Consider the following 20,476-nt stretch of genomic DNA (forward strand, 5'->3'; position numbering starts at 1 on the left):
CCGCGCCCATCGAAGGAGAGACCCATGAGCCAGACCACCACGTTCCGCGTCGACGGCATGACCTGCGGGCACTGCGTGCAGTCCGTCACCTCCGAGCTCACCGCGCTGCCCGGCGTCACCGACGTGCAGGTGGAGCTCGTGAACGGCGGCCCGTCCCCCGTCACCGTCACGTCCGACGCGCCGCTGGACGCCGCCGCGGTGTCCGCCGCCGTCGAGGAGGCCGGGTACGCGGTGACGCCGACCCGGTCGCTGCTGTGAGCACGCCCCGGACCGGCGGCCCGCACGACGCCGCGGTCGGCGAGGCCCTCGGGGCCCCCGTCGCGACCGTCGACCTGGCCGTCGAGGGCATGACCTGCGCGTCCTGCGTCGCGCGGGTCGAGAAGAAGCTCAACCGCGTCCCCGGCGCCCGCGCCACCGTGAACCTCGCGCTCGAGAGCGCGCACGTCGAGCTGTCCGACCCCGGCCCGGACGCACCGGCCCCGACGGTCGACGCGCTCGTCGCCGCGGTCCGCTCCGCGGGGTACGACGCCCGGCGGACGGGCGGCACGGGCACCGTCCCGGGCGAGGCCCCCGCGGCCGACGGCCACGACCACGGCGCGACGCACGCAGGGACGCACGCCGACGCGGACCACGGGGTGTCGGCGGCCACGGCCCAGGCACCCGCCGTCGCGCAGGGCGCACCGGCCGGTCCCGGCGCGGCGCCCGTGCACCACGGCGCCCACCCCGACCCGGGCGAGCACCGCCGGGGTGCGCACGACCACGGCGGCATCGACGGCTTCTCCGAGGACGACACCTCGGCCCCCGTCGACGCCCGCGGCACGGACCTGCGCCGGCGCCTGCGGGTCGCCGCGGTGCTGACCGTCCCCGTGCTCGTGCTGAGCATGGTGCCCGCCACGCAGTTCACCGGGTGGCAGTGGGTGGTGGCGGCGCTCGCGCTGCCCGTGGTCACGTGGGCGGCCTGGCCGTTCCACAAGGCCGCCGCCCGGGCGGCCCGGCACCGCGCGTCGACGATGGACACGCTCGTGTCCATCGGCGTGATCGCGGCGAGCGCCTGGTCGCTGTGGGCGCTGCTGCTCGGAGGTGCCGGCGAGCTGGGCATGCGGATGCAGCCCACGCTGCTGCCCGCCGCGTCGGCGGGCCACGGCCCCGCGACGCCCGAGCTGTACTTCGAGGTCGCGGCGGTCGTCACGACGTTCCTGCTGGCGGGCCGCTACGCCGAGCACCGCTCGCGCCGCCGGGCGGGCGACGCGCTGCGGTCGCTGCTCGACCTGGGCGCGAAGGACGTGGCCCTGCTCGTCACCGGCCCCGACGGGCGCCGGCGCGAGGAGCGCGTCCCCGTCGCACGCCTGGCGGTCGGCGACCTGTTCTCCGTGCGCCCGGGCGAGAAGGTCGCGACGGACGGCGTCGTGGTCGAGGGCACGAGTGCCGTCGACACCTCGCTCCTGACCGGCGAGCCCGTGCCCGTGGACGTCGGCCCGGGCGACGAGGTCACCGGCGCGACGGTCAACACGTCGGGGCACCTCGTGGTGCGAGCCGCCCGCGTCGGCGAGCAGACCCGGCTGGCGCAGATCGGCCGGCTCGTCGCCCGCGCGCAGACGGGCAAGGCACCCGTGCAGCGGCTCGCGGACCGCGTGTCCGCGGTGTTCGTGCCCGTGGTGATCGTCATCGCGCTCGGCACCTTCGCCGTGTGGCTGGCGACCGGTGGCGGCCTGCAGGCGGCGTTCACCGCGGCCGTGGCCGTGCTCATCATCGCGTGCCCCTGCGCCCTCGGGCTGGCGACCCCGACCGCGCTGCTCGTCGGCACGGGGCGCGGCGCGCAGCTCGGCATCCTCATCAAGGGTCCGGAGATCCTCGAGGAGACCAAGGCCGTCGACACCGTCGTGCTCGACAAGACCGGCACGGTGACGGCCGGGCGCATGGGTCTCGTCGACGTCGTGCCGCTGGCCGGCACGGACCGCGACGAGGTCCTGCGGCTGGCCGGTGCGGTGGAGGCGCGTGCCGAGCACCCGATCGCGCGGGCGGTCGCCGAGGCGGCCGAGGCGCTCGCCCCCGTCCCCGCGGGGGTCGGCGCGGACGGCGTGCCGATCGGCTCCGACGAGGTCCGCGAGTTCCACGCGGCCGCCGGCGGCGGCGTCGTGGGCGTCGTGCGGACCGCGCACTCCGGGGTCGGGCTGGCCCGTCGCGTGCTCGTCGGCCGGCTCGGCTGGCTCGGCGAGCAGGGCGTGGACACGTCCGCGGCCACCGACGCGGTCGCCGCCGCGGAGGCGGACGGCGCCACCGCCGTCGTCGCGGCCTGGGACGGTGCCGCGCGGGGCGTCCTGGTGCTGCGCGACCCCGTCCGGCCGACGTCCGCGGACGCCGTGCGGGAGCTGCGTGCCCTCGGCCTGCGGCCCGTGCTGCTCACCGGCGACAACCGGGGTGCGGCACTCGCGGCCGCCCGCGAGGTCGGCATCGCCGAGGACGACGTGATCGCCCAGGTGCTGCCCGACCAGAAGGTGGCGGTCGTCGAGCGGCTGCAGGCCGGCGGCGCCCGGGTGGCGATGGTCGGCGACGGCGTGAACGACGCCGCCGCGCTCGCGACCGCCGACCTGGGCCTGGCGATGGGCACGGGCACGGACGTCGCGATCGAGGCGGCGGACCTCACGCTCGTCCGCGGCGACCTCGCGTCGGCCCCGCAGGCCGTCCGCCTGTCGCGGCGCACGCTGACCGTCATCCGGCAGAACCTGTTCTGGGCGTTCGCGTACAACGTGGCGGCGATCCCGCTGGCGGCGCTCGGCCTGCTCAACCCGATGATCGCGGGTGCGGCGATGGCGTTCTCGAGCGTCCTGGTGGTGACGAACAGCCTCCGTCTCCGCCGCTTCGCCTGACCCGCTCCCCTGGGCGAGCGCGCTGCACGACGGTCGAGCGCACCGGTCACGACCGGTGCGCTCGACCCGTGCCCGGCGCGCTCGCCCGGGTGTCGGCCTGCCGCGGGGAGCGGCAATGTGATATCACTTTGCTATCGCAGCATCGTCCCCCGAGGAGGCCCCCATGCCCGACACGTCCGTCCCCCCGCAGGAGTCCGTGGGCGGTGACCCCAGCGGCCGGCCCGTCGGCCACGCCGGTGCACGGGTCGACGTCGCCGAGCGGGAGGCGTGGTCCCTCGGCACGGGCGGGGCGCTGCTCGCGATCGTGCTCGCGGTCGTCCTCGTCGTCACGGGCTTCGTCCTCTTCGGCGTCGCCGACGACACCGACACGGGTGCGCTCGGCGTGCTGGGCGTGGTCCTGCTGCTCGCGGGCCTGCTCCTCCCGACCGGCATCGCCGTCATCAGCCCCGGGCAGACCCGGGTCGTGCAGCTCTTCGGCCGGTACGTCGGCACGGTCCGCCGCACGGGGCTCGTCGTCACCGTCCCGCTGACGTCCCGCCAGAGGGTGTCGGTCCGCGTCCGCAACTTCGAGACGAACGAGCTCAAGGTGAACGACGCCGACGGCAACCCGATCAACATCGCCGCGATCGTCGTGTGGCAGGTCGCGGACACCGCGAAGGCGACCTTCGCCGTCGAGGACTACGAGGACTTCGTGCACGTGCAGTCCGAGTCGGCGCTGCGCCACGTCGCGATGTCCCACCCGTACGACCACGCCGACGACGGCGAGAACTCGCTGCGCGGCGCCACCGACGTCGTGTCGGCCGAGATCGCCGCCGAGGTCGCCGCGCGCGTCGTCATCGCCGGCGTCGAGGTCATCGAGGCCCGCATCTCCAACCTCGCCTACGCGCCCGAGATCGCGCAGGCGATGCTGCAGCGGCAGCAGGCGGGCGCGATCATCGCCGCCCGCGAGCGGATCGTCGAGGGCGCCGTCTCCATGGTCGAGGGCGCGCTGGGCCGGCTCGAGGCGGACGGGTTCGTCCAGCTCGACGACGAGCGCCGGGCCGCGATGGTCTCCAACCTGCTGGTCGTCCTGTGCGGCGAGAGCCGCGCGACGCCCGTCGTCAACGCGGGGACCCTGTACACGTGATCGGTCATCACACGAACGCTCCCTGCGGCCGTGACCGCGCCGGGACGCCAGGATGAGCGACGAGCAGCCGGCACGGCCGGGCCGCGGGCGGGAGCGCCGTCAGGTGCTCCTGCGCCTCGACCCGGCCGTGCACGACGCGCTCGCCCGGTGGGCGGCGGACGAGCTGCGCAGCGTCAACGCGCAGGTCGACCTGATCGTCCGCCGGGCCCTCGCGGACGCAGGCCGGCTGCCCGGGGACGCGGCCCCGCCGCCGCGCCGGGGCCGGCCTCCGGCCTCCGGCTGACGCCCGCCGTCCAGCGCGCCACTCACCGGCCGAGCGCACCGGACGTCGCTGGTGCGCTCGAGCGTCGAGTGGCGCGCTCGGCGGTGGTGGTGAGGGTCAGTGGAAGCGGCGGCCCTCGTCGCGCCGGACCGCCCAGACCGCGAGCGCGGCGAACGCGACCGTCCACGCGAGCAGCACCGGCGCGGCGAGCCCCGGCGCCTCGGCGCCGGTCGTGACCTGCACGACCAGGTCGCGCGCCGCCCGCGACGGCAGCAGGCGCGAGATCGCGTCGAGCCAGCCCGGGAACATCTGCGGCGGCAGGAACAGACCGCCCGCGAACCCGAGCGGGAAGAGCGTGCACTGGGTGACCGCGAGCGCCGCCTTGGTCGACATGGAGTAGCCGATCGCCAGGCCGAGCAGCGTGAACGGCACCGCGACCGCGACGACCATGACGACGGCCCCCAGCGCCTGCGCCCACGACAGGGTCGCGGCCGTCAGGAAGGTGCCGATCAGCGCCAGCGGGACCAGCGACAGGTACGCCCACGCGAGCCCGTTGAGCACGCGCCCCGCGAGCCGCGGACCGGGCCGGGCCGGCAGCGTGCGCAGGTAGCCGTCGAACGGCAGCGCCCGGTCCTCGGCGACGCCGGCGCCGTGCGTGAACAGGCACGCCGACATGACCGCGAACACCGCGAGCTGCCCGACGGCGGCGGTCGCGGCGACGGGGTCGTCGGCGACCGCACGCTGCGGGATGACGAAGAACAGCAGGGCCAGGCCGGGGAAGAGCATGTTGCCGAGCACCGCGATGGGCACGCGCAGCGTCTCGACGAACTGGTAGCGCGCGTGCAGCCAGGCCACCGCGAGCGGCGGACGGAGCGCGGCGCGCGGGCCGGCGGCGACGGTCGTGGCGGTCATCGGGACACCTCCGGGGTGGGGACGGGTGCCGTCGCGGCTGCGGTGGCGCCGCGTGCGGTGAGGGCGAGGAACGCCTCCTCGAGGGACGCGCCCCGCACCTCGAGCGCGTGGAACGGCAGCCCGGACGCGACGAGCGCGCGGACGGCGGCGTCGGCGTCGGCGGCCAGCAGCGTGAAGCGGGTGCCGGCCGCGGCGGGCACCGCGTCGACGACGTCCTGCACGCCGGACAGCCCGCGCAGCGCGGACCGGCCGGCGGCCTCCTCCCCCGGCAGCGTGAGCGTCACGCGCCGCAGCGCCACGAGGTCGAGCACGCGGTCGATGCGGTCGTCGGCCAGCACCCGGCCGCCGCCGACCACGACGACCCGCTCCGCGAGCGCCTCGATCTCCTCGAGGTAGTGGCTGGTGACGATGACGGTGGCGCCGTCGCGGTGGTAGTCGCGCAGCGCCTCCCACAGCACGTGCCGCGCCTCGACGTCCAGGCCGGTGGTCGGCTCGTCGAGCAGCACCAGCCGCGGTCGGCCGACGAGCGACAGCGCGACGGCGAGCCGCCGGCGCTGCCCGCCCGACAGGCCGCCGGTCTGCCGCTCCGCGAGCTCCTCGAGCCCGAACCGCGCGAGCACCTCGGCGCGCGGCATGGGCGCGGCGTAGTGCCCGGCGACGAAGTCGACGACCTCGCGCACCTTGAGGGTCTCCGGCAGCCCCGTCTCCTGCGGCGTGGTGCCGAGCCACGTGCGCGACGCCGGGTCGCGGGGGTCGCCCCCGAACAGGCGCACCGTGCCCCCGTCGGGTCGGCGCAGCCCGGACAGCAGCGACAGGAGCGTGGTCTTGCCGGCCCCGTTGGGGCCGAGCAGGCCGACGATCTCGCCGGCCTCGACGCGCAGGCTGACGTCGTCGAGCGCGGTGACGGCGCCGAACCGGCGGGTCACGTGCTCCACGACGACCGGCGGTGCGCCGGGGGTGGTGGTGGTCATGGCTGTGCTCCCTTGAGCAGCTCGGTCAGGGTCCGGGTGTACCGGTCGAAGGCCGTGCGGCCCTCGCCGGTGAGCTCGACGTACGTGGCCGGCGTGCGGCCCTGGTGCGTCTTGGTCTGCTGCACGTAGCCGGCGTCCTCGAGCCGGCGCAGGTGCGTGGAGAGGTTGCCCGCGGTCATGTCGAGCAGGCCCTGCAGCCGCGGGAAGGCGATGCGGTCGCCGCGGTCCAGCGCGGCGAGGGTGGCGACGACGCGCAGGCGCGACGCCGAGTGGATGACGGGGTCGAGGTCGCCGTCGGTCATGCGCGCCGCCGGACGAGGTGCGCGATCACCGCGCCGGCGAGCATGCCGCCGCCCCCGCCGAGCGCCATGACGAGGTACCCGTCGGGCGTGCCGACGAGGCTCGCGACGGCGGCGGTCGCGATGACCCACACACCGAGCAGGTACATCGACCGGACCCGCCACATCGCGCCGCAGGCCATGTAGAGCAGCCCGACGACGAGGCACGCGAGGCCGTTGGCGACGATCGCGATGACCTCCGGGCTCGCGCCCGCGGCGACGACGCCGGCGACGATCAGCCCTTGAGCCATGAAGCCGGCGAACCACGTGAGCCCGACCATGGTGCCCATCGACCGGCTCGTGCCGCGGACCCCCCGCGACCGGCGGCCGATGTGGGTCAGCGTCACGACGAGCCCGAGGGCCATGAGGGCCCCGAAGACGGCACCGGCGGGGCCGGTGGACGTGCCGGTGGGCGACCGCTCGGCCGACCACCACTGCAGGGCGTAACCGACCAGCCACAGGACGCCCCAGGTGCCGAAGATGACGCGGTCGTCGACCTCGCTGTCCAGCACCCGGCGCCGCTGCGCAGCGACGATCGCGAGCCCGGCGGCGGGGTCGAGGGGTGCGTCGTCCTCGTCGTGCTCGCCCATCGTGCTCTCCTCGGTGCCAACCACTTTGCGTTGCAAACCAGTTTGTCGGTTGCGACCCTGCGGCGTCAACACCCGGCGTCGGCACCCGCGTCAGCACCGGGGGTCGGGCACGGCAGCGCAGGCACGGCACCGCACCGCACCGGGGCGCGACGTAGCCTGCGGGCGTGGACGAGCGCGCGCAGACCGACCCCCCACCGCTCGTCGGCCCGGCCCCGGACGCACCACGGACGGGTGGCCGCCCCACGTCCGCACCCCCGCCCGGGGAGCGCGCCGTGCGCGGCCGCATCCGGGCCGAGATCTGGATCGTCCTCGGGCTCTCGCTCGGGCGGTCCGCGGTCTACGCGGTGGTGGACATCGTGGCGCGCATGACCGAGGGCACACCGCTGGGGCAGCAGTCCACGACGCTCAACCCGAGCCGGTCCCCCCGCCCCTACCTGGACCTCACCTACCAGCTGCTGTCCATCGGGTTCGCCCTGCTGCCCGTCGCGCTCGCGCTGTACCTGCTGTCGGCGCACGGCCGCTCGGCGATCCGGCGGATCGGGCTGGACGGCGCGCGCCCGTGGCGCGACCTCGGCGTCGGGGTCGGCCTGGCCGCCGTCATCGGGATCCCCGGGCTCGGCCTGTACGTCGCCGGCCGCGCGCTCGGCATCACGGTCGAGGTGCAGGCGGCGGCCCTGAACGCGGCCTGGTGGACCGTGCCGGTGCTCGTGCTCGCGGCGCTGCAGAACGCGCTGCTGGAGGAGGTCGTCGCGGTCGGCTACCTGATGGAGCGGCTGCGCGACCTGCGCTGGAGCGCGCCCGCGATCGTCGTGGCGAGCGCGCTCCTGCGCGGCTCGTACCACCTGTACCAGGGGTGGGGGCCGTTCGTCGGCAACGTGGTGATGGGCCTGGTGTTCGCGGAGTACTACCGGCGACGACGGCGCGTGATGCCGCTGGTCGTCGCGCACACGGCGCTCGACGTCGTCGCGTTCGTCGGCTACGCCCTGCTGCCCGACCCGTGGCTGGAGGCGATCGGGGTCGGCTGAGCCCGGTCGTCCCCCGGCCGGCGCACGTCAGGCCCGCGGGCGTCCCAGGTCGCGGACCGCGGCCCGCACCGCGAACCCGCTCACCACCGCGAGCGCGCCCGCGACGAAGGCGAAGAGCCCGAGCAGCACCGCGAACACCCCGATCGTGTCCTGCGGACGGGCGACGAGCAGCAGCGCGAACAGCGTGCTCACCAGCCCGGACGCGAGCATCCAGAACCAACCGGGGTCGCGCGTGCGGGACAGGGTGGCCGCGCCGATGATCCAGATGACGCCCAGCAGCAGCAGCCACGCGGCGAGCAGGAAGAACAGCACGCGCACGGTGGGCCCGGGCCACACGATGACGACCGCGCCGACCGCCACGCCGGCCAGGCCCTGGGCGACCCACCACGGCCAGCCCGGGACGCCGCGGTTCGCCAGGCCCTGCACGATCGCGACGACCCCGTCGACGACCGCGAAGACGCCGAACAGCCAGACGATCGCCTCGAGGGTCGGCTCGGGCTGCGCCATGAGCAGCAGGCCGAGCACGAGCAGCACCACCCCGCGCAGGACGGGCAGCCACCACAGCGTGCGCGCCGTCCGCGAGACCTCGCCCAGGACGTCCTCCGCCATGTCGCCTCCCCGCCGGGGGCCGCGCGGACCCGCGCCCGCGGCGACGGCTCCCCTGCCCGGCACGCTAGCGCCGTGCCGCCCGGCGCACCCGGCGAGACGAGCGCCGGGAGCGGTCAGCCGCGGCCGAAGCGCCCGCCGTACTTGCGGTGCACCGCCTGCTTGCTGACCCCGAGCATCGCCGCGATGGCGACCCACGGCACGCCGGCGAGCCGGGCCCGGCGCACGGCCACGGCCTCGCGCCGCTCGACCTCGCGCCGCAGCCGCGAGAGCGCGAGCAGCGCGCTCAGCGGGTCGTCGTCCTCGGCGCCACGCACCAGAGCCACCATGTCGGTCTCCTCCTCGGTCACGTCCTGCTCCCTCGTCGACGTCGTCAACACATGTTGACCCTCGGACGGACGAACGTCAACATCTGTTGACTCTCCGGGTGGAGATCCGCACGCCGTGATTGCACCGCGAGGCGGACGAGGCGCGCGGCGGCCGCTGCCTAGACTCGCCAGCATGTCCACGCCGCCGACGTCCGCGCCGCACGGCGCCGTCGGCCCCCCGCACGACGACCCGGTGCCCGGCCGCACCCCGGCAGGCCCGGGGCCCGCCGCGTCCGCCGCCGCGTCCCCGTCGTCGGCCGGCACCGGACCCGTCCGCGCCGTCCGGGCCCCCGTCGACGTCGTCGACGTCCCGCCGGCCCGCGTGCACCACCCGAGCGACCTGCTCGGCGTCGTCCTGTTCTCCGTCCTCGCGGTCCTCGTCGTCGTCATGGCGACGTACGCGCAGAACACGACGACGGGCGTCGCCGAGGACGTGCAGGGCTTCGCGACGCTGCTGCGCCGGATCCTCTTCGTGCCCGTCTCGTTCCTCGAGGGGCTCACCACGGTCCTGGTGCCGATCGCCGTGCTCACCGAGCTCGCGCTGCGCCGGCTCGGGCGGCAGCTCATCGAGGGCCTCGCCGCCGCCGCGTCCGCGATCGCCGTCACCGCGGCGCTGCACTGGGCGTTCGTGACCCTCGGCTCCGACCACGTCGTCGCGGGCCTGTCCGTCCGGCTCTCCGGCGAGTGGCGGCTGACCCTGCCCGGCTACGTCGCGATGCTCGCCGCGCTGCTCACGGTGAGCGGGCCGCGCAGCCGCCGGCGCACCGTCGCGTGGTCGTGGAACCTGCTCTGGGTCACGATCGGCGTCGTCCTCATCACCGCGGGCGTCTCGCTGCCCGGGGTCGCGCTCGCCCTGCTCGTCGGGCGGGTCGCCGGGCTGACCGTGCGCTACGTCTTCGGCGTCACGCCCGAGCGGGCGTACGGCCCGGCGCTCGTGGGTGCGGTGCGCCGCGTCGGCTTCTCCCCCACCGCCGTCCTGCGCGTCCCGGACGCGGTGCTCCAGGCCGAGCGCGACCCGGCCGTCGTCGAGGCGGTGGCCGCCCTCCCGCCCGCGACCCCCGCCCAGTGCGCCCTCGCCCGCTCGTCCGGCGACCGCCTCTACACGCTCGTCACCGACGACGGCCGGCACCTCGACCTGCTCGCGTTCGACGGCGACCGGCAGGTCGTCGGCATGCTGACGCGGCTGTGGCGCAGCCTGCGCCTGCGCGGCATCGAGGGCCGGTCGGCCATCTCGCTGCGGCAGGCGACCGAGCGGGCCGCGCTGCTCGCCTACGCGGCGGAGGCGGCCGGCGTGCGCGTGCCGCGGCTGCTGCGCATCGCCGAGGCCGAGGACTCGATGTTCCTCGTGCAGGAGCGCCCCGGGGACGCCGTGCCGCTGTCCGACCTCGAGCCCGAGGACGTCGACGACGAGGTGCTGCGGGCGATCTGGGCGCAGCTCGCGCTCGCGCACCGCGGCGGGCTCGCGCACCGCGCGCTCACGTCCGACGTCATCCTCCTGGAGCGGATGCCGGACGGCCCGCGCGTGTGGATCGACGCCTGGGAGCAGGGGGACGTCGCGTCCTCCGAGCTCGCCCGCCGGCTCGACACCACCCAGCTCGTCGCCCTCCTGGCGCTGCGCGTGGGCGCTCACCGCGCGGTCGAGTCGGCCGCGGCGGTGCTGCCCGAGGGCGACATCGAGGCGATCGGCCCGCTGCTGCAGACCGTGACGCTGCCCCGCCGCACGCGCGAGGAGATGCGCGCGCACCGTGAGGTGCTGGCCGACCTGCGCTCCGCGCTCGTCGCGCGCCTGCCCGAGGCGGACGTGCAGCCCGAGCAGCTCGTCCGCTTCGGCGCCCGGACCATCCTGACGATCCTCATCACGATCGTCGCGGTCTTCGTGGTCCTCGGGTACGTCAACGTCGCGGAGATCGGCGAGGTCCTCGCCGAGAGCGACTGGCGGTTCAGCATCCTGACGTTCGCGCTCGGGCTCGTGACGCTGCTCGGCGCCGCCCTCACGTTCGTCGCGTTCTCGCCCGTCCGGCTGTCCGTGTGGCGGGCGACCCTCGTGCAGACCGCGGCGACGTTCGTCGCGCTCGCCGCACCGGCCGGCATCGGCCCGGCCGCGCTCAACCTGCGCATGCTCACCCGGCGCGGCGTGTCCGGGTCGCTGGCCGCGGCGACGGTCGCGCTCGTGCAGGTCAGCCAGTTCATCACCACGCTGCTCGTGCTGCTCGTGCTCACCGTCACCTCGGGCGTCAGCTCGCCGTCGACGCTGTCCGTCTCGCCGGCGATGCTGGTCGCCCTCGCGGTCGTCGCGGCCGCCGTGGGGGTCGCCCTGCTCTTCCCGGGCGTGCGGGCGTGGGCGCAGCGGACGGTCGGGCCGACCGTGCGCCAGACGCTGCCGCGGCTCATCGAGGTCGTCGGGCAGCCGTGGCGGCTCGCCCTCGCCGTCGGGGGCAACGTGCTCATGACGATGGGGTACGTGCTCGCGTTCGAGGCCGCGCTGGCGGCGCTCGGCCAGGAGGTCGGGCTCGTGCAGACCGCGCTCGTCTACCTCACCGGCAACACGGCCGGCTCGATCGTGCCGACCCCCGGAGGCCTCGGCACGGTCGACCTGGCGCTCTCCGTCGGGCTGACGACGATCGCCGGCGTCAACGCCGGTGTCGCCGGGACGGTCGCGCTGCTGTTCCGCCTGCTGACGTACTGGCTGCGGATCCCGCTGGGGTGGGCGGCGATGCGCTACCTGTCACGGCGCGGCGAGCTCTGAGCCGCTGACCTCCCGGCCGCAGCGGCCGGACACGCCACCGCGCAGGTCGCGGACCGGTGGTGCACGGTCCGCGCCTGCGCGGTGCGGGTGCGGCCGGGGGGCCGCGTGACGACGGGTGCCGCCGTCAGGGGGCGACAGTTTCAGGCGGCCATCCGGTCGCGCTGCGCCGGGAGCGTCGCCACCACCTGCAGGCGGCGGGCGGTCGCGGCCCACGACGCCACGCGGGCGTCCGGGGCGACGGGCTGGAGGTTGCGTGCCTCGAAGGGCTCGGCGGCAGATCCGCGCTGGTCCATGATGACCTCTCATCGTTCGGTAGCCCGGCTGACCGCGTGGGTCCCGTGGCTTTGCGTCCCCTCCTTGCGGAGGGTTTGCCGTTTCGCTGACAAGTCCGACATTAGCCCGTTCTCATGGAGCGGGGAAGTGATTCAGGTCACTTGTTCAGGAACTGTCTGCGATTCACCCGAACGGCCGGGCGCGCCGCCGCGGCGCTGACCCGTCCGCGCAGCGCGACGCCCCCGTACCGGTGACGGCACGGGGGCGGCGGGTCGCGTCAGGGGGCGACGGTCAGCGGAAGGCGTCCTTCACGTTCTCGCCGGCCTGCTTCAGGTTGGCCTTCGACTGGTCGGCGTGCCCCTCGCTCTCGAGGCGCTCGTCGCCGGTGGCCCTCCCCGTGCCCTCCTTGGCCTTGCCGCCCAGCTTCTCGGCGGCGTTCTCGATCTTGTCGTCCAGGCCCATCGCAGCCTCCTCCTCGATCGGTTGCCCTCGACGCTAGGACGGACGGCGCCGTCCCGCATCCGGAAGGTGCCGGGGCTCAGGGAGCGGAGGGACCGTCGGTCGCGGGCTCGTCACGCAGGCGCGGCTCGGTCCGGCGGGCCGGGACGACGCCGGCCTTGTCGGCGTAGAACGCGCGGATCGCGTCCATGTCCGCACGGACGTCGCCCGTCAGCCGCAGGGTCGGGCCCAGGCCCGTCGTCATCGTCGTGCGGTCCACGTAGCCGAGCGTCACCGGCAGGTCCGTCGCGCGGGCGATCCGGTAGAAGCCCGACTTCCACCCCGACCCGGAACGCGTCCCCTCGGGCGTCACGACGAGGTAGAAGCGCTCCCCGGCGCGGATGCGGCCGATCACCTCGTCCACCAGGCCCGCAGGGTCGCGCCGGTCCACCGGGATGCCGCCGAGCGCCCGCATGAGCGGGCCGAAGGGACCCGCGAAGAGCGTGTGCTTGCCCAGCCAGCGGAACGTCAGGCCGCCCTCCCAGGCGATGGCGAGCATCAGCACGAAGTCCCAGTTGGACGTGTGCGGGGCGCCGATGAGCACGCCCGCCCCGTCGCGCGGCACCCGCTCGGTGCGCAGCTCCCACCGGCTCACGCGCCAGAACGCCCGGGCGAGCGCCGCGCGCACGCCCCGGGCCCGCTCGCTCACGCGGCCCCCGCCACGACCGCCGGCGTCGACGCCGGGTCCGGCTCGCGCGCGAGCACCAGCAGGGTCAGGTCGTCCGTCGAGTCGTCGTCGCGGCACGCCTCCACCACGTCGTCGATGTCGACCGAGCCGCCGCACGCGCCGGCGCCGAACGCGGCGACCAGCCGCTCGATGCCCGCGGCCAGCGACGTCGAGCGCGAGTCGACCAGCCCGTCGCTGTAGAGCACGAGGGCACCGCCGACGTCGACCTGCACGCGCGTCGCCCGGGGAGCGCCGGAGCCGACGCCGATGGGTCGCTCCACCGCCACCGACGCCAGCGTGGCCCGCCCGTGGCCGTCGACGAGCAGCGGCTGCGGGTGCCCGGCGCTGCCGATCCGCGCCTCACCCGTCACGGGGTCCACCATGGCGACCACGAGCGTCGCCAGGTCGTCCGGCATGGTGCGCCGCGCGAGCGCGTCGAGGTCCGCGAGCGCCTCCGCGACGTCCTCGCCGCGCAGCACGTACGCCCGCAGCGCGTTGCGCAGCTGCCCCATCGCGGCGGCCGCGCCGACGCCGTGGCCCGCGACGTCCCCCACGACCACGGCGATCCGGCCGTCGGGCAGCTCGAGCGCGTCGTACCAGTCGCCGCCCACGCGGCCGCCGGCCGACGGCTCGTAGCGCGCGTGCAGCGTCCACCCGGGCGGCTGCGGCAGGCTGCGCGGCAGCAGCGACTGCTGCACCGTGCGCGCCGCCGCCATCTGCCACCGGTTGCGCAGCAGCAGCACCTCGAGCAGCCGGGTGCGCAGGTCCTCGACCGCGCGCACGTGCGCGTCCGCCCACGGCTCGCTGCGCCCGCGCACCACCTCGCGCCACCGCTCGAAGGACAGCCGCGGGCTCAGCCGGACCTTCCCGTCCTCCTCGCGGGCGATCTTCGCGTTGTGCGGGTCGCCGCCCCAGTAGACGTCCTGCACGACCTCGTGCCGCAGCCACACGACGCACTGGTCGTCCGGCAGGCGCACGGCCAGCACGCCGGCGACGCCGGGCAGGGTCGCGGCGAGCGCGGGCGCGTCCTCCTCGAGCGCGGTCACCGCCGTGACGGCGTCGGGACGGCTCGCGGCCCAGTCGAGCAGCGGGCCGACGTCGTCCGGCACGTCGCCCGCGGTCGCGACCAGCCCGTCCGCGCGGACCGCGACACCGCGGGCCGGCACCAGCGCGAGCAGGCCGGGGTCGGACACGAGCGCGTCCGCGAGTGCGCGGTCCGCGTCGCGCGCCGCGTGCAGCACGCGGGCGATGACCGCCTGGGCGGCGAGCTCGGTCTCGAGCTCGCGCTCCTCGGCGCGCGCCACGAGCCGCAGCGACAGCGTGGAGCCGAGGAACTCGGCCGCGGCACGGGCGCCGTAGGGCGGCATGAGGGCGCCGCTGTAGTGGTGGCACGCCACCAGTCCCCACAGCTTCCCGTCGCGCAGCAGCGAGATCGACATCGACGCCTTCACGCCCATGTTGCCGAGGTACTCGATGTGCACCGGGGAGACGCTGCGCAGCACCGCGTGCGTCATGTCGAGCGGCTCCCCGCTCGCCGGGTCGAACGGCGGGACGACGGGCGACGGGGTGTACCCGACGTCCGCGATGAGCCGGACCCAGTTCGTCTCGTACAGCTGCCGGGCCTGCGGCGGGATGTCGGACGCCGGGTAGTGCAGGCCGAAGAAGGAGTTGAGGTCCTCGCGCCTGGCCTCCGCGACGACCTCGCCGTTGTACTCCGGGTCGAAGCGGTAGACCATCACGCGGTCGAACCCGGTCAGCGCCCGCACCTCGCGCGCGGCCACGTCGTACAGCTCCTCGAGGGTGCGCGCGCGGTTGAGCTCCTCGATCGCGCCGCGCACCGCCTGGTACGTGTTCGGGAACGAGAACGGCCGGGGCCCGTGCGCCGGCTCCAGCTCGACGACCAGGAGCGTGCCCGTGCCGATGGCGACGCGGTGCAGGATCGCGTCCACCGTCACCGGGCCGTCCGCCCCGACGACGTCGACGCTGAGCGGGTTGCGGGCGCGCAGGTCGCCGAACGTGCGCACGTGCTGGCGGATCCCGTCGGCCGCCTCGGGCCCCAGGACGGACGCCAGCCCGGCGCCCACCACGTCCTCGGCCGCGCGGCCCACGAGCTGCTCGACGTTGCGCGAGACGTGCCGCACCTCGAGGGCGGGCTCCGTCACCGCGAGCAGCACGCCGTGCGGCTGCACGGAGCCGGGGATGCGGATGGGCTCGGCGGCGCACGCGTCGAGGTCGATCGGCACCGGGCCGGGCAGCCCGTCGACGTGCGGCGTCGCAGTGCCCTGGTCCGTCATGCGGCTCCGTCCTGCGTCCGGCTCGGGTGATCCCCGGACACCGTAATCGATGCCCCGGGCACCCGTGCCGGTGGGGCCGGCGCTCACCCCTCGAACGGGGCGTCCAGCCACGTGTCGCGCGGGGGCACCAGGGTCTCCAGCTCCGCGAACAGGTCGTCCGGCAGCGGGGCGGCCGCGGCGGCGAGCGTCTGCGCCACCCGCTCGGGCCGCGACATGCCGACGATCGTCGCCGCGAAGCGCTCGTCCCGCAGCGAGAGCTGCAGGGCCGCCGTCCCGATGTCCGTGCCGTGCTCCGCGCACACGCGCCGCATGGCGTCGGCCGCGGCGAGCACGGGCCCGGGCGCCGGCCGGTAGCCGTAGGTCGTCGGTCCGTCCGGGCCCTGGTGGGCCAGGATGCCGCCGCCGTACACGGCCGCGTTGAGGATGCCCATGCCGCGGGCCTGCGCCTCCTCCAGCAGCCCGCCCGCGCTGCGGTCGAGCAGCGTCCAGCGGTTGTGCACGAGCAGGACGTCGAAGACGCCCAGCGCCAGGTACCGCGCGATCTCCTGCACGCGCCCGCCGGCCAGGCCGATCGCGCCGACGACCCCCGACTCGCGCAGCTCGACCAGCGCCTCCACGGCCCCGCCGGGGGCGGTCAGGTCGTCGAACTCGTGGAACTCCGGGTCGTGCAGGTGCACCAGCGGCAGGTGGTCCATGCCGAGCCGCGCCCGCGACTCCTCCACCGAGCGCCGGACCCGCTCTCCCGAGTAGTCGCCGCCCTCGGGGTCGACCTTCGTCGCGACGACCACGCCCGCCGGCACGCCGCCCGCGGCCGTCAGCGCCGCACCGATGCGGCGCTCGCTCTCACCGCCGGAGTACCCGTTGGACGTGTCGATGAAGCGGATGTCGCTGTGCAGCGCCGCGCGCACGGTGTCGATGCCGCGCTCCGGCGACACGTCCTCGCCGAACAGGTCCGGCATGCTGCCGAGCGGGCCCCCGCCGAGCGCGACCGCGCTCACGGTGAGCCCCGTGCCGGCCAGGGGGCGCATCCACCCCGGCCCTCCGGGCACGTGCGGTGCCGTCATCGGTCCCTCCCTCGTCGGTGCCCCCGCGTGCCGGCGTGCCCGGCCGGGCGCTCAGCCCGCCAGGAAGGTGCGCATCAGCGGACCGGCCGTGGTGGAACCGTAGTCCCCCTCGGCGACGAACACCGCGACGGCCAGGTCGCCCTGCACCGCGATCATCCACGCGTGGTTGCGCAGGTCCTCGTCGTCCCCGAACTGCGCCGTCCCGGTCTTGGCCAGGACCGGCTCGCCGGGGACGTCCGCGAGCAGCGTCGCACCGCCCTCGGTCACGACCGCGCGCATCATGTCGCGCAGCGCGGCGGCCTCGTCCGCCGTGACGGGGGCCGGCGGCTCGGTCGACGAGGTCGGCGTCGCCGTGGGGTCCGCCCCGGCGTCCGCGCCCGCGTCGACGACGAGGCGCGGCACGACCGTGCGGCCCGCCGCGGCGGACGCCGCCACCGTGGCCATGCCGAGCGGGGACGCGAGGACCTGCCCCTGCCCGATGACGGAGGCGGCGTGCCCGGTGCCCGAGGCCTCGTCGGGCACCGCCCCGAGGAACGCCGGGAAGCCGAGGTCCGCCTCCGGGTCGAGGCCGAGCGCGCGTCCCGCGTCCGCCAGCGCGCCCTGGTCGGCCAGGTCGCGCGAGCCGATGAACGCGGTGTTGCACGAGTGCGCGAACGCGGTGCGGAACGGCACGTCGCCCTGCGCGGACGCGGGGTAGCCGGGGAAGTTGCGGAACGTGCGCCCGTCGACGTCGATGGTCGGCGGGCAGGCGACGGTCGACGTCGGGGTCAGGCCGCCCCGCAGGTACGCGAGCGCGCTGACCACCTTGAACGTCGACCCCGGTGCGTACTGCCCCAGCGTCGCGGTGGACACGCCCTCGCCGCCGGCCCCGCTCGCGGCGGCGAGCACCTCGCCCGTCGAGGGGCGGATCGCCACGATGGCGGACGCCGGCGCGACGGGCGCGAGGACGGCCTCGGCACGCTCCTGCAGCAGCAGGTCCAGCGTGAGGCGCAGCGGCTCGCCCGGCACCGGCTCGGTGCGGAACAGCTCGCGCACCGTCGTGCTCTCGACGCCCTCGGCGGGCACCGCCTGCACCGCGACCCCGGGCGTGCCGCGCAGCTGCGCGTCGTACTGGCGCTGCAGGCCCGACAGCCCGGCGAGGTCGCCCGCGGCGACCTCGCCCTCCGACGCCTCGACGATCTCCGCCGTGGCCTGCCCGACCGTGCCGAGGATGGGCCGCGCGAACGTGCGCGTCGGCGCGAGGGGCAGCTTGTCCGGCACGGCCGCCACGCCGGGCAGCGCCCGCAGCGCGGTCTTGTCGACGGACGCGTCCTCGACGCGCAGCGTGATCGCCTCGACGAACGCCTTCTCGCCGGCGCCGGCGACGCGCTGCGCGTACGCCTCGGGGTCCATCGCCAGCGCCGCGGCCAGCGCTCGCGCGGCGCCGTCCAGCTGGTCGGCGGGCAGCCGCGTCTTGTCGATACCGAACCGCTCGACGTCCCGCTCCGTCACCAGGACCGCGTCGCCGGCGCCGATCACGTCGGCGCGCGGTGCGGCCGTGCGCTCGAGGCGCAGGACCTCGTCGGCGGTGAGCCCGGGCGCGAGCAGGGCGGGGGCCCAGGCGACGCGCCACACGTCCTCGTCGTCGAGGGCCAGGCGCGCCTGCGCCGAGTAGGTCCAGTCCTCGTCGGTGGACGGCAGGTCCCAGGTCACGTCGAGGGCGGCGGTCGCCGACGTCTCGTCCTCGCCCACCGTGACCTCGCCGACCTGCACGTCGGCCGTCGCCGTCTCGCCCAGAGCCTCGACGGCCCGCGTGCGGGCCTCGGCGAGCTCCTGCGGCGCGGGAGCGGCGTCGTCGAGCGGCACGTCGGTGAAGTCGCCGGACTCGAGCGCGGTCGCGACCGCCTCGGCCGCGGGGCGGGGGTCGGGCCGGTCGGGCGTGCACGCGGCGACCGACGTCACCACGGCCGCGCAGGCCAGGGCCCACGCAGTGCGGCGCAGCCGGGCCGGGGTCGTCCCGGGAGTCCTCACGTCCTACCTCCTCGTCGTGCGGCCCGCCGCGTCCGGGCGGGGGCGCGCGAGGTGCGACGCAGGAGCGGGCGGGGCAGCGCGCGTCCACCGGGCCGTCGTCGGCCGGGCACGCACGGGCCCGACCGAGCCTGGCACCACGGGGGGCGCCGGCGTGGCCGGTCGGGCCGATCTTCACCGCTCCTCCCCACTCGTGGGGACCGAGAACGCCCCCGCGGTTGCACCTGGACGCGGGTCCAGGTGACGATGCGCTCATGGACGCAGGGGGGACGCCGGAGGCACCGGCACGCCGAGAGCCGCCGCCGGACGTCGTCGAGCCGCTGCGGGCGGCCGACCGGACCGCGGCGGCCGCCGTGCTGGCGGCGGCGCTCGCCGACGACCCCGGCTACACGCACCTGTTCCCGGTCGCCCGCCGGCGCGAGCGCGAGCTGCGCGAGGTGTACCGGATGACCCTCGCGGACGGCATGCGGCACGGTCGCGTCCTGGTGACCAAGCTCGGCGACGAGGTGACCGGGGTGCTCGCCCTGTACCCGCCGGCGACCTACCCGATGACGGGCCGGCGGTGGTTGCGCCAGGCGGCCCGGCTCGCCCGGATCGCGCTGTTCACCCGCGAGCACAGCGGCGGCATCATCCGGTTCGGCGAGCTGACGTCGCAGGGCGTGCCGTGCGACGCCTGGTACGTCGAGGCGTTCGGCGTGCGCCCGGACCTGCAGCGGGCCGGGCGCGGCTCCCTGCTGCTGCGCCGGTTCCTGGAGGACCTCGACCGCACCGGCGTCCCCTCGTACCTCGAGACCACGAAGGCCGACAACCTCAACTACTACCGCGCGCGGGGCTACACCGAGGAGCACGAGCCGGTGCCGCTCGCGCCCGGCGGGCCGTTCATCTACCCCATGACCCGGCCGGCGGCCGGCGGGGACGCGACCGCCTGACCCCGGCCGGCCCCCGGGCGGCTCACGTCGCCGGCGGCCCCTGGCGCAGGCGCGACAGGAGGGCCTCGGGCGTCGCCGTGGCCGGGTCCCAGCGCGAGTCGACGAACCACGTCGCGCCCGCGCCCTCGAGCGCCTGCACCCGGTCGCGGGCCTGGACGGGGTCGTCGGGCAGGACGCCCTGCACGACGACGTCGAAGGGCCCCGAGCCGGGGTCGCGGTGCTCGCGCACCCACGCGACGACGGCCTCGACGTCCGCGGGGGTCATCTCCTGCGCCTCCGGCGCGCCCCGCAGCTGCGGCACGACGCCGTCCCACCGCACGGCACGCCCCATCGAGCGCTCGCTCGGGAACGCGGCGACGGGCCAGACGGGCACGTGCGTGCGCCCGTCGGGCCGCGGCAGCGGGCGGGGGTCGAACCGCATCCCGTCCACGTGCAGGTGCTGGCCCCGGTGGTGCACGGGGCCGCCGGTGAACGCCTGCGCGAGCACGGCGAGGTCGTCGTCGAGCAGCTCGGCGCGCTCGCGCAGGGTCCGGCGCTCGGCCGGGACGGCCGCGACGGCACCGTCGTCGGCGACGCCGAGCCCGACGGGCAGCACGAGCCGCCCGCCGGAGAGGTGGTCGACCGTGACGGCCTGCTTGGCCACGACCCAGGGGCGGCGCCGCGGCAGGGCCAGCACCATCGCGCCCAGCGTGATCCGCCGGGTCCGCACCGCGGCGGCCGCCATCAGCGCCCACGGGTCCCACGACGGCATGCCGCCGATGTCGACGCCGTCCCACGTGAACCAGCCGTCCCACCCGTGCTCCTCGGCCACCTCGGCCATCTCGACGACCTGCTGGGCCGTCCCGAAGCTCGCCACGAACCCGATCCGCACCGTGCACCTCCGCGTCGTCGACCGTGCCGGCCGCCCTGCCGCGGGACGGCGTCGGGCGACCC

The 20,476-nt window shown here is 76.2% G+C and carries 20 protein-coding genes and 1 riboswitch; of the genes, 7 read left to right on the plus strand and 13 right to left on the minus strand.

Translation table 11 applies throughout. The features are described 5' to 3' along the window. The first annotated feature begins 24 nt into the window (after positions 1 to 24). The 4 genes from FB586_RS01330 to FB586_RS01345 all read left to right on the plus strand — a co-directional run bounded on the left by FB586_RS01330 (position 25) and on the right by FB586_RS01345 (position 4,276). Entirely contained in the window at positions 25 to 258 is a 234-nt protein-coding gene (locus FB586_RS01330) for a heavy-metal-associated domain-containing protein (protein WP_136517535.1), read from the plus strand. Beyond that, positions 255 to 2,867 carry a heavy metal translocating P-type ATPase gene (locus FB586_RS01335; RefSeq protein ID WP_281276639.1) on the plus strand — a complete coding sequence of 871 codons (2,613 nt, stop codon included), beginning with the start codon at positions 255 to 257 and terminating at the stop codon, positions 2,865 to 2,867. Before FB586_RS01330 ends, FB586_RS01335 begins: the two co-directional genes overlap by 4 nt. A 163-nt stretch (positions 2,868 to 3,030) precedes the next feature. After that, positions 3,031 to 3,993 (plus strand): SPFH domain-containing protein, encoded by a 963-nt coding sequence (locus FB586_RS01340; RefSeq protein ID WP_136517536.1) that lies wholly within the window; start codon positions 3,031 to 3,033, stop codon positions 3,991 to 3,993. Between the two features lie 52 nt (positions 3,994 to 4,045). Further along, positions 4,046 to 4,276, plus strand: a complete 231-nt coding sequence (locus FB586_RS01345; RefSeq protein WP_136517537.1) for a type II toxin-antitoxin system antitoxin — start codon at positions 4,046 to 4,048, stop codon at positions 4,274 to 4,276. Positions 4,277 to 4,372: 96 nt separating this feature from the next. On the opposite strand, the gene FB586_RS01350 is transcribed toward FB586_RS01345, so the two are convergent. Genes FB586_RS01350 through FB586_RS01365 form a run of 4 tightly spaced genes read right to left on the minus strand, consistent with a single transcriptional unit; the run spans position 4,373 to position 7,066 of the window. After that, positions 4,373 to 5,167, minus strand: a complete 795-nt coding sequence (locus tag FB586_RS01350; RefSeq protein WP_136517538.1) for an ABC transporter permease — start codon at positions 5,165 to 5,167, stop codon at positions 4,373 to 4,375. Then, on the minus strand, positions 5,164 to 6,138 hold the full coding sequence (locus FB586_RS01355; protein WP_136517539.1) for an ABC transporter ATP-binding protein: 975 nt from the start codon (positions 6,136 to 6,138) through the stop codon (positions 5,164 to 5,166). The genes FB586_RS01350 and FB586_RS01355 overlap by 4 nt, the downstream gene beginning before the upstream one ends. After that, positions 6,135 to 6,440: a transcriptional regulator gene (locus FB586_RS01360; RefSeq protein ID WP_136517540.1), complete on the minus strand. Its 306-nt coding sequence runs from the start codon at positions 6,438 to 6,440 to the stop codon at positions 6,135 to 6,137. The genes FB586_RS01355 and FB586_RS01360 overlap by 4 nt, the downstream gene beginning before the upstream one ends. After that, the gene (locus tag FB586_RS01365) at positions 6,437 to 7,066 is read right to left on the minus strand and encodes a hypothetical protein (RefSeq protein ID WP_136517541.1); all 630 of its coding nucleotides are present in this window, start codon (positions 7,064 to 7,066) and stop codon (positions 6,437 to 6,439) included. Before FB586_RS01365 ends, FB586_RS01360 begins: the two co-directional genes overlap by 4 nt. A 164-nt stretch (positions 7,067 to 7,230) precedes the next feature. Between FB586_RS01365 and FB586_RS01370 the strand changes: the two genes are divergently transcribed. Then, a complete protein-coding gene (locus FB586_RS01370; RefSeq protein WP_136517542.1) occupies positions 7,231 to 8,091 on the plus strand; it encodes a CPBP family intramembrane glutamic endopeptidase in 861 nt (286 codons plus the stop codon). Between the two features lie 27 nt (positions 8,092 to 8,118). Here FB586_RS01370 and FB586_RS01375 read toward each other — a convergent pair whose 3' ends face one another. Beyond that, entirely contained in the window at positions 8,119 to 8,700 is a 582-nt protein-coding gene (locus FB586_RS01375) for an HdeD family acid-resistance protein (RefSeq protein WP_136517543.1), read from the minus strand. 113 nt (positions 8,701 to 8,813) lie between these two features. Continuing rightward, on the minus strand, positions 8,814 to 9,047 hold the full coding sequence (locus tag FB586_RS01380) for a hypothetical protein (RefSeq protein ID WP_370741038.1): 234 nt from the start codon (positions 9,045 to 9,047) through the stop codon (positions 8,814 to 8,816). A gap of 151 nt (positions 9,048 to 9,198) precedes the next feature. Between FB586_RS01380 and FB586_RS01385 the strand changes: the two genes are divergently transcribed. After that, positions 9,199 to 11,811, plus strand: a complete 2,613-nt coding sequence (locus FB586_RS01385) for a lysylphosphatidylglycerol synthase transmembrane domain-containing protein (RefSeq protein WP_136517544.1) — start codon at positions 9,199 to 9,201, stop codon at positions 11,809 to 11,811. A gap of 140 nt (positions 11,812 to 11,951) precedes the next feature. On the opposite strand, the gene FB586_RS19165 is transcribed toward FB586_RS01385, so the two are convergent. From FB586_RS19165 to FB586_RS01410, 6 genes are all read right to left on the minus strand, one after another. Then, positions 11,952 to 12,104, minus strand: a complete 153-nt coding sequence (locus FB586_RS19165) for a hypothetical protein (protein ID WP_168800406.1) — start codon at positions 12,102 to 12,104, stop codon at positions 11,952 to 11,954. A gap of 15 nt (positions 12,105 to 12,119) precedes the next feature. After that, a riboswitch (cyclic di-GMP riboswitch) is annotated at positions 12,120 to 12,194 on the minus strand. 181 nt (positions 12,195 to 12,375) lie between these two features. Next, positions 12,376 to 12,546, minus strand: a complete 171-nt coding sequence (locus FB586_RS01390) for a CsbD family protein (protein ID WP_136517545.1) — start codon at positions 12,544 to 12,546, stop codon at positions 12,376 to 12,378. 76 nt (positions 12,547 to 12,622) lie between these two features. Continuing rightward, positions 12,623 to 13,231: a 1-acyl-sn-glycerol-3-phosphate acyltransferase gene (locus FB586_RS01395; protein ID WP_246036299.1), complete on the minus strand. Its 609-nt coding sequence runs from the start codon at positions 13,229 to 13,231 to the stop codon at positions 12,623 to 12,625. Continuing rightward, positions 13,228 to 15,543 (minus strand): SpoIIE family protein phosphatase, encoded by a 2,316-nt coding sequence (locus tag FB586_RS01400; RefSeq protein WP_136517546.1) that lies wholly within the window; start codon positions 15,541 to 15,543, stop codon positions 13,228 to 13,230. Before FB586_RS01400 ends, FB586_RS01395 begins: the two co-directional genes overlap by 4 nt. 83 nt (positions 15,544 to 15,626) lie before the next feature. Then, positions 15,627 to 16,607 carry an aldo/keto reductase gene (locus tag FB586_RS01405; RefSeq protein ID WP_136517547.1) on the minus strand — a complete coding sequence of 327 codons (981 nt, stop codon included), beginning with the start codon at positions 16,605 to 16,607 and terminating at the stop codon, positions 15,627 to 15,629. A 51-nt stretch (positions 16,608 to 16,658) separates the two neighbouring features. Then, on the minus strand, positions 16,659 to 18,617 hold the full coding sequence (locus tag FB586_RS01410) for a penicillin-binding transpeptidase domain-containing protein (protein WP_246036301.1): 1,959 nt from the start codon (positions 18,615 to 18,617) through the stop codon (positions 16,659 to 16,661). Between the two features lie 251 nt (positions 18,618 to 18,868). On the opposite strand from FB586_RS01410, the gene FB586_RS01415 reads away from it, so the two are divergent. Further along, entirely contained in the window at positions 18,869 to 19,543 is a 675-nt protein-coding gene (locus FB586_RS01415) for a GNAT family N-acetyltransferase (protein WP_136517548.1), read from the plus strand. Positions 19,544 to 19,565: 22 nt separating this feature from the next. Here FB586_RS01415 and FB586_RS01420 read toward each other — a convergent pair whose 3' ends face one another. Then, complete coding sequence (locus FB586_RS01420) at positions 19,566 to 20,414, minus strand: LLM class flavin-dependent oxidoreductase (RefSeq protein ID WP_136517549.1); 849 nt, start codon at positions 20,412 to 20,414, stop codon at positions 19,566 to 19,568. Positions 20,415 to 20,476: the final 62 nt, after the last annotated feature.

This window comes from Cellulomonas telluris (genome assembly GCF_004886325.1).
GTDB lineage: Bacteria > Actinomycetota > Actinomycetes > Actinomycetales > Cellulomonadaceae > Cellulomonas > Cellulomonas telluris.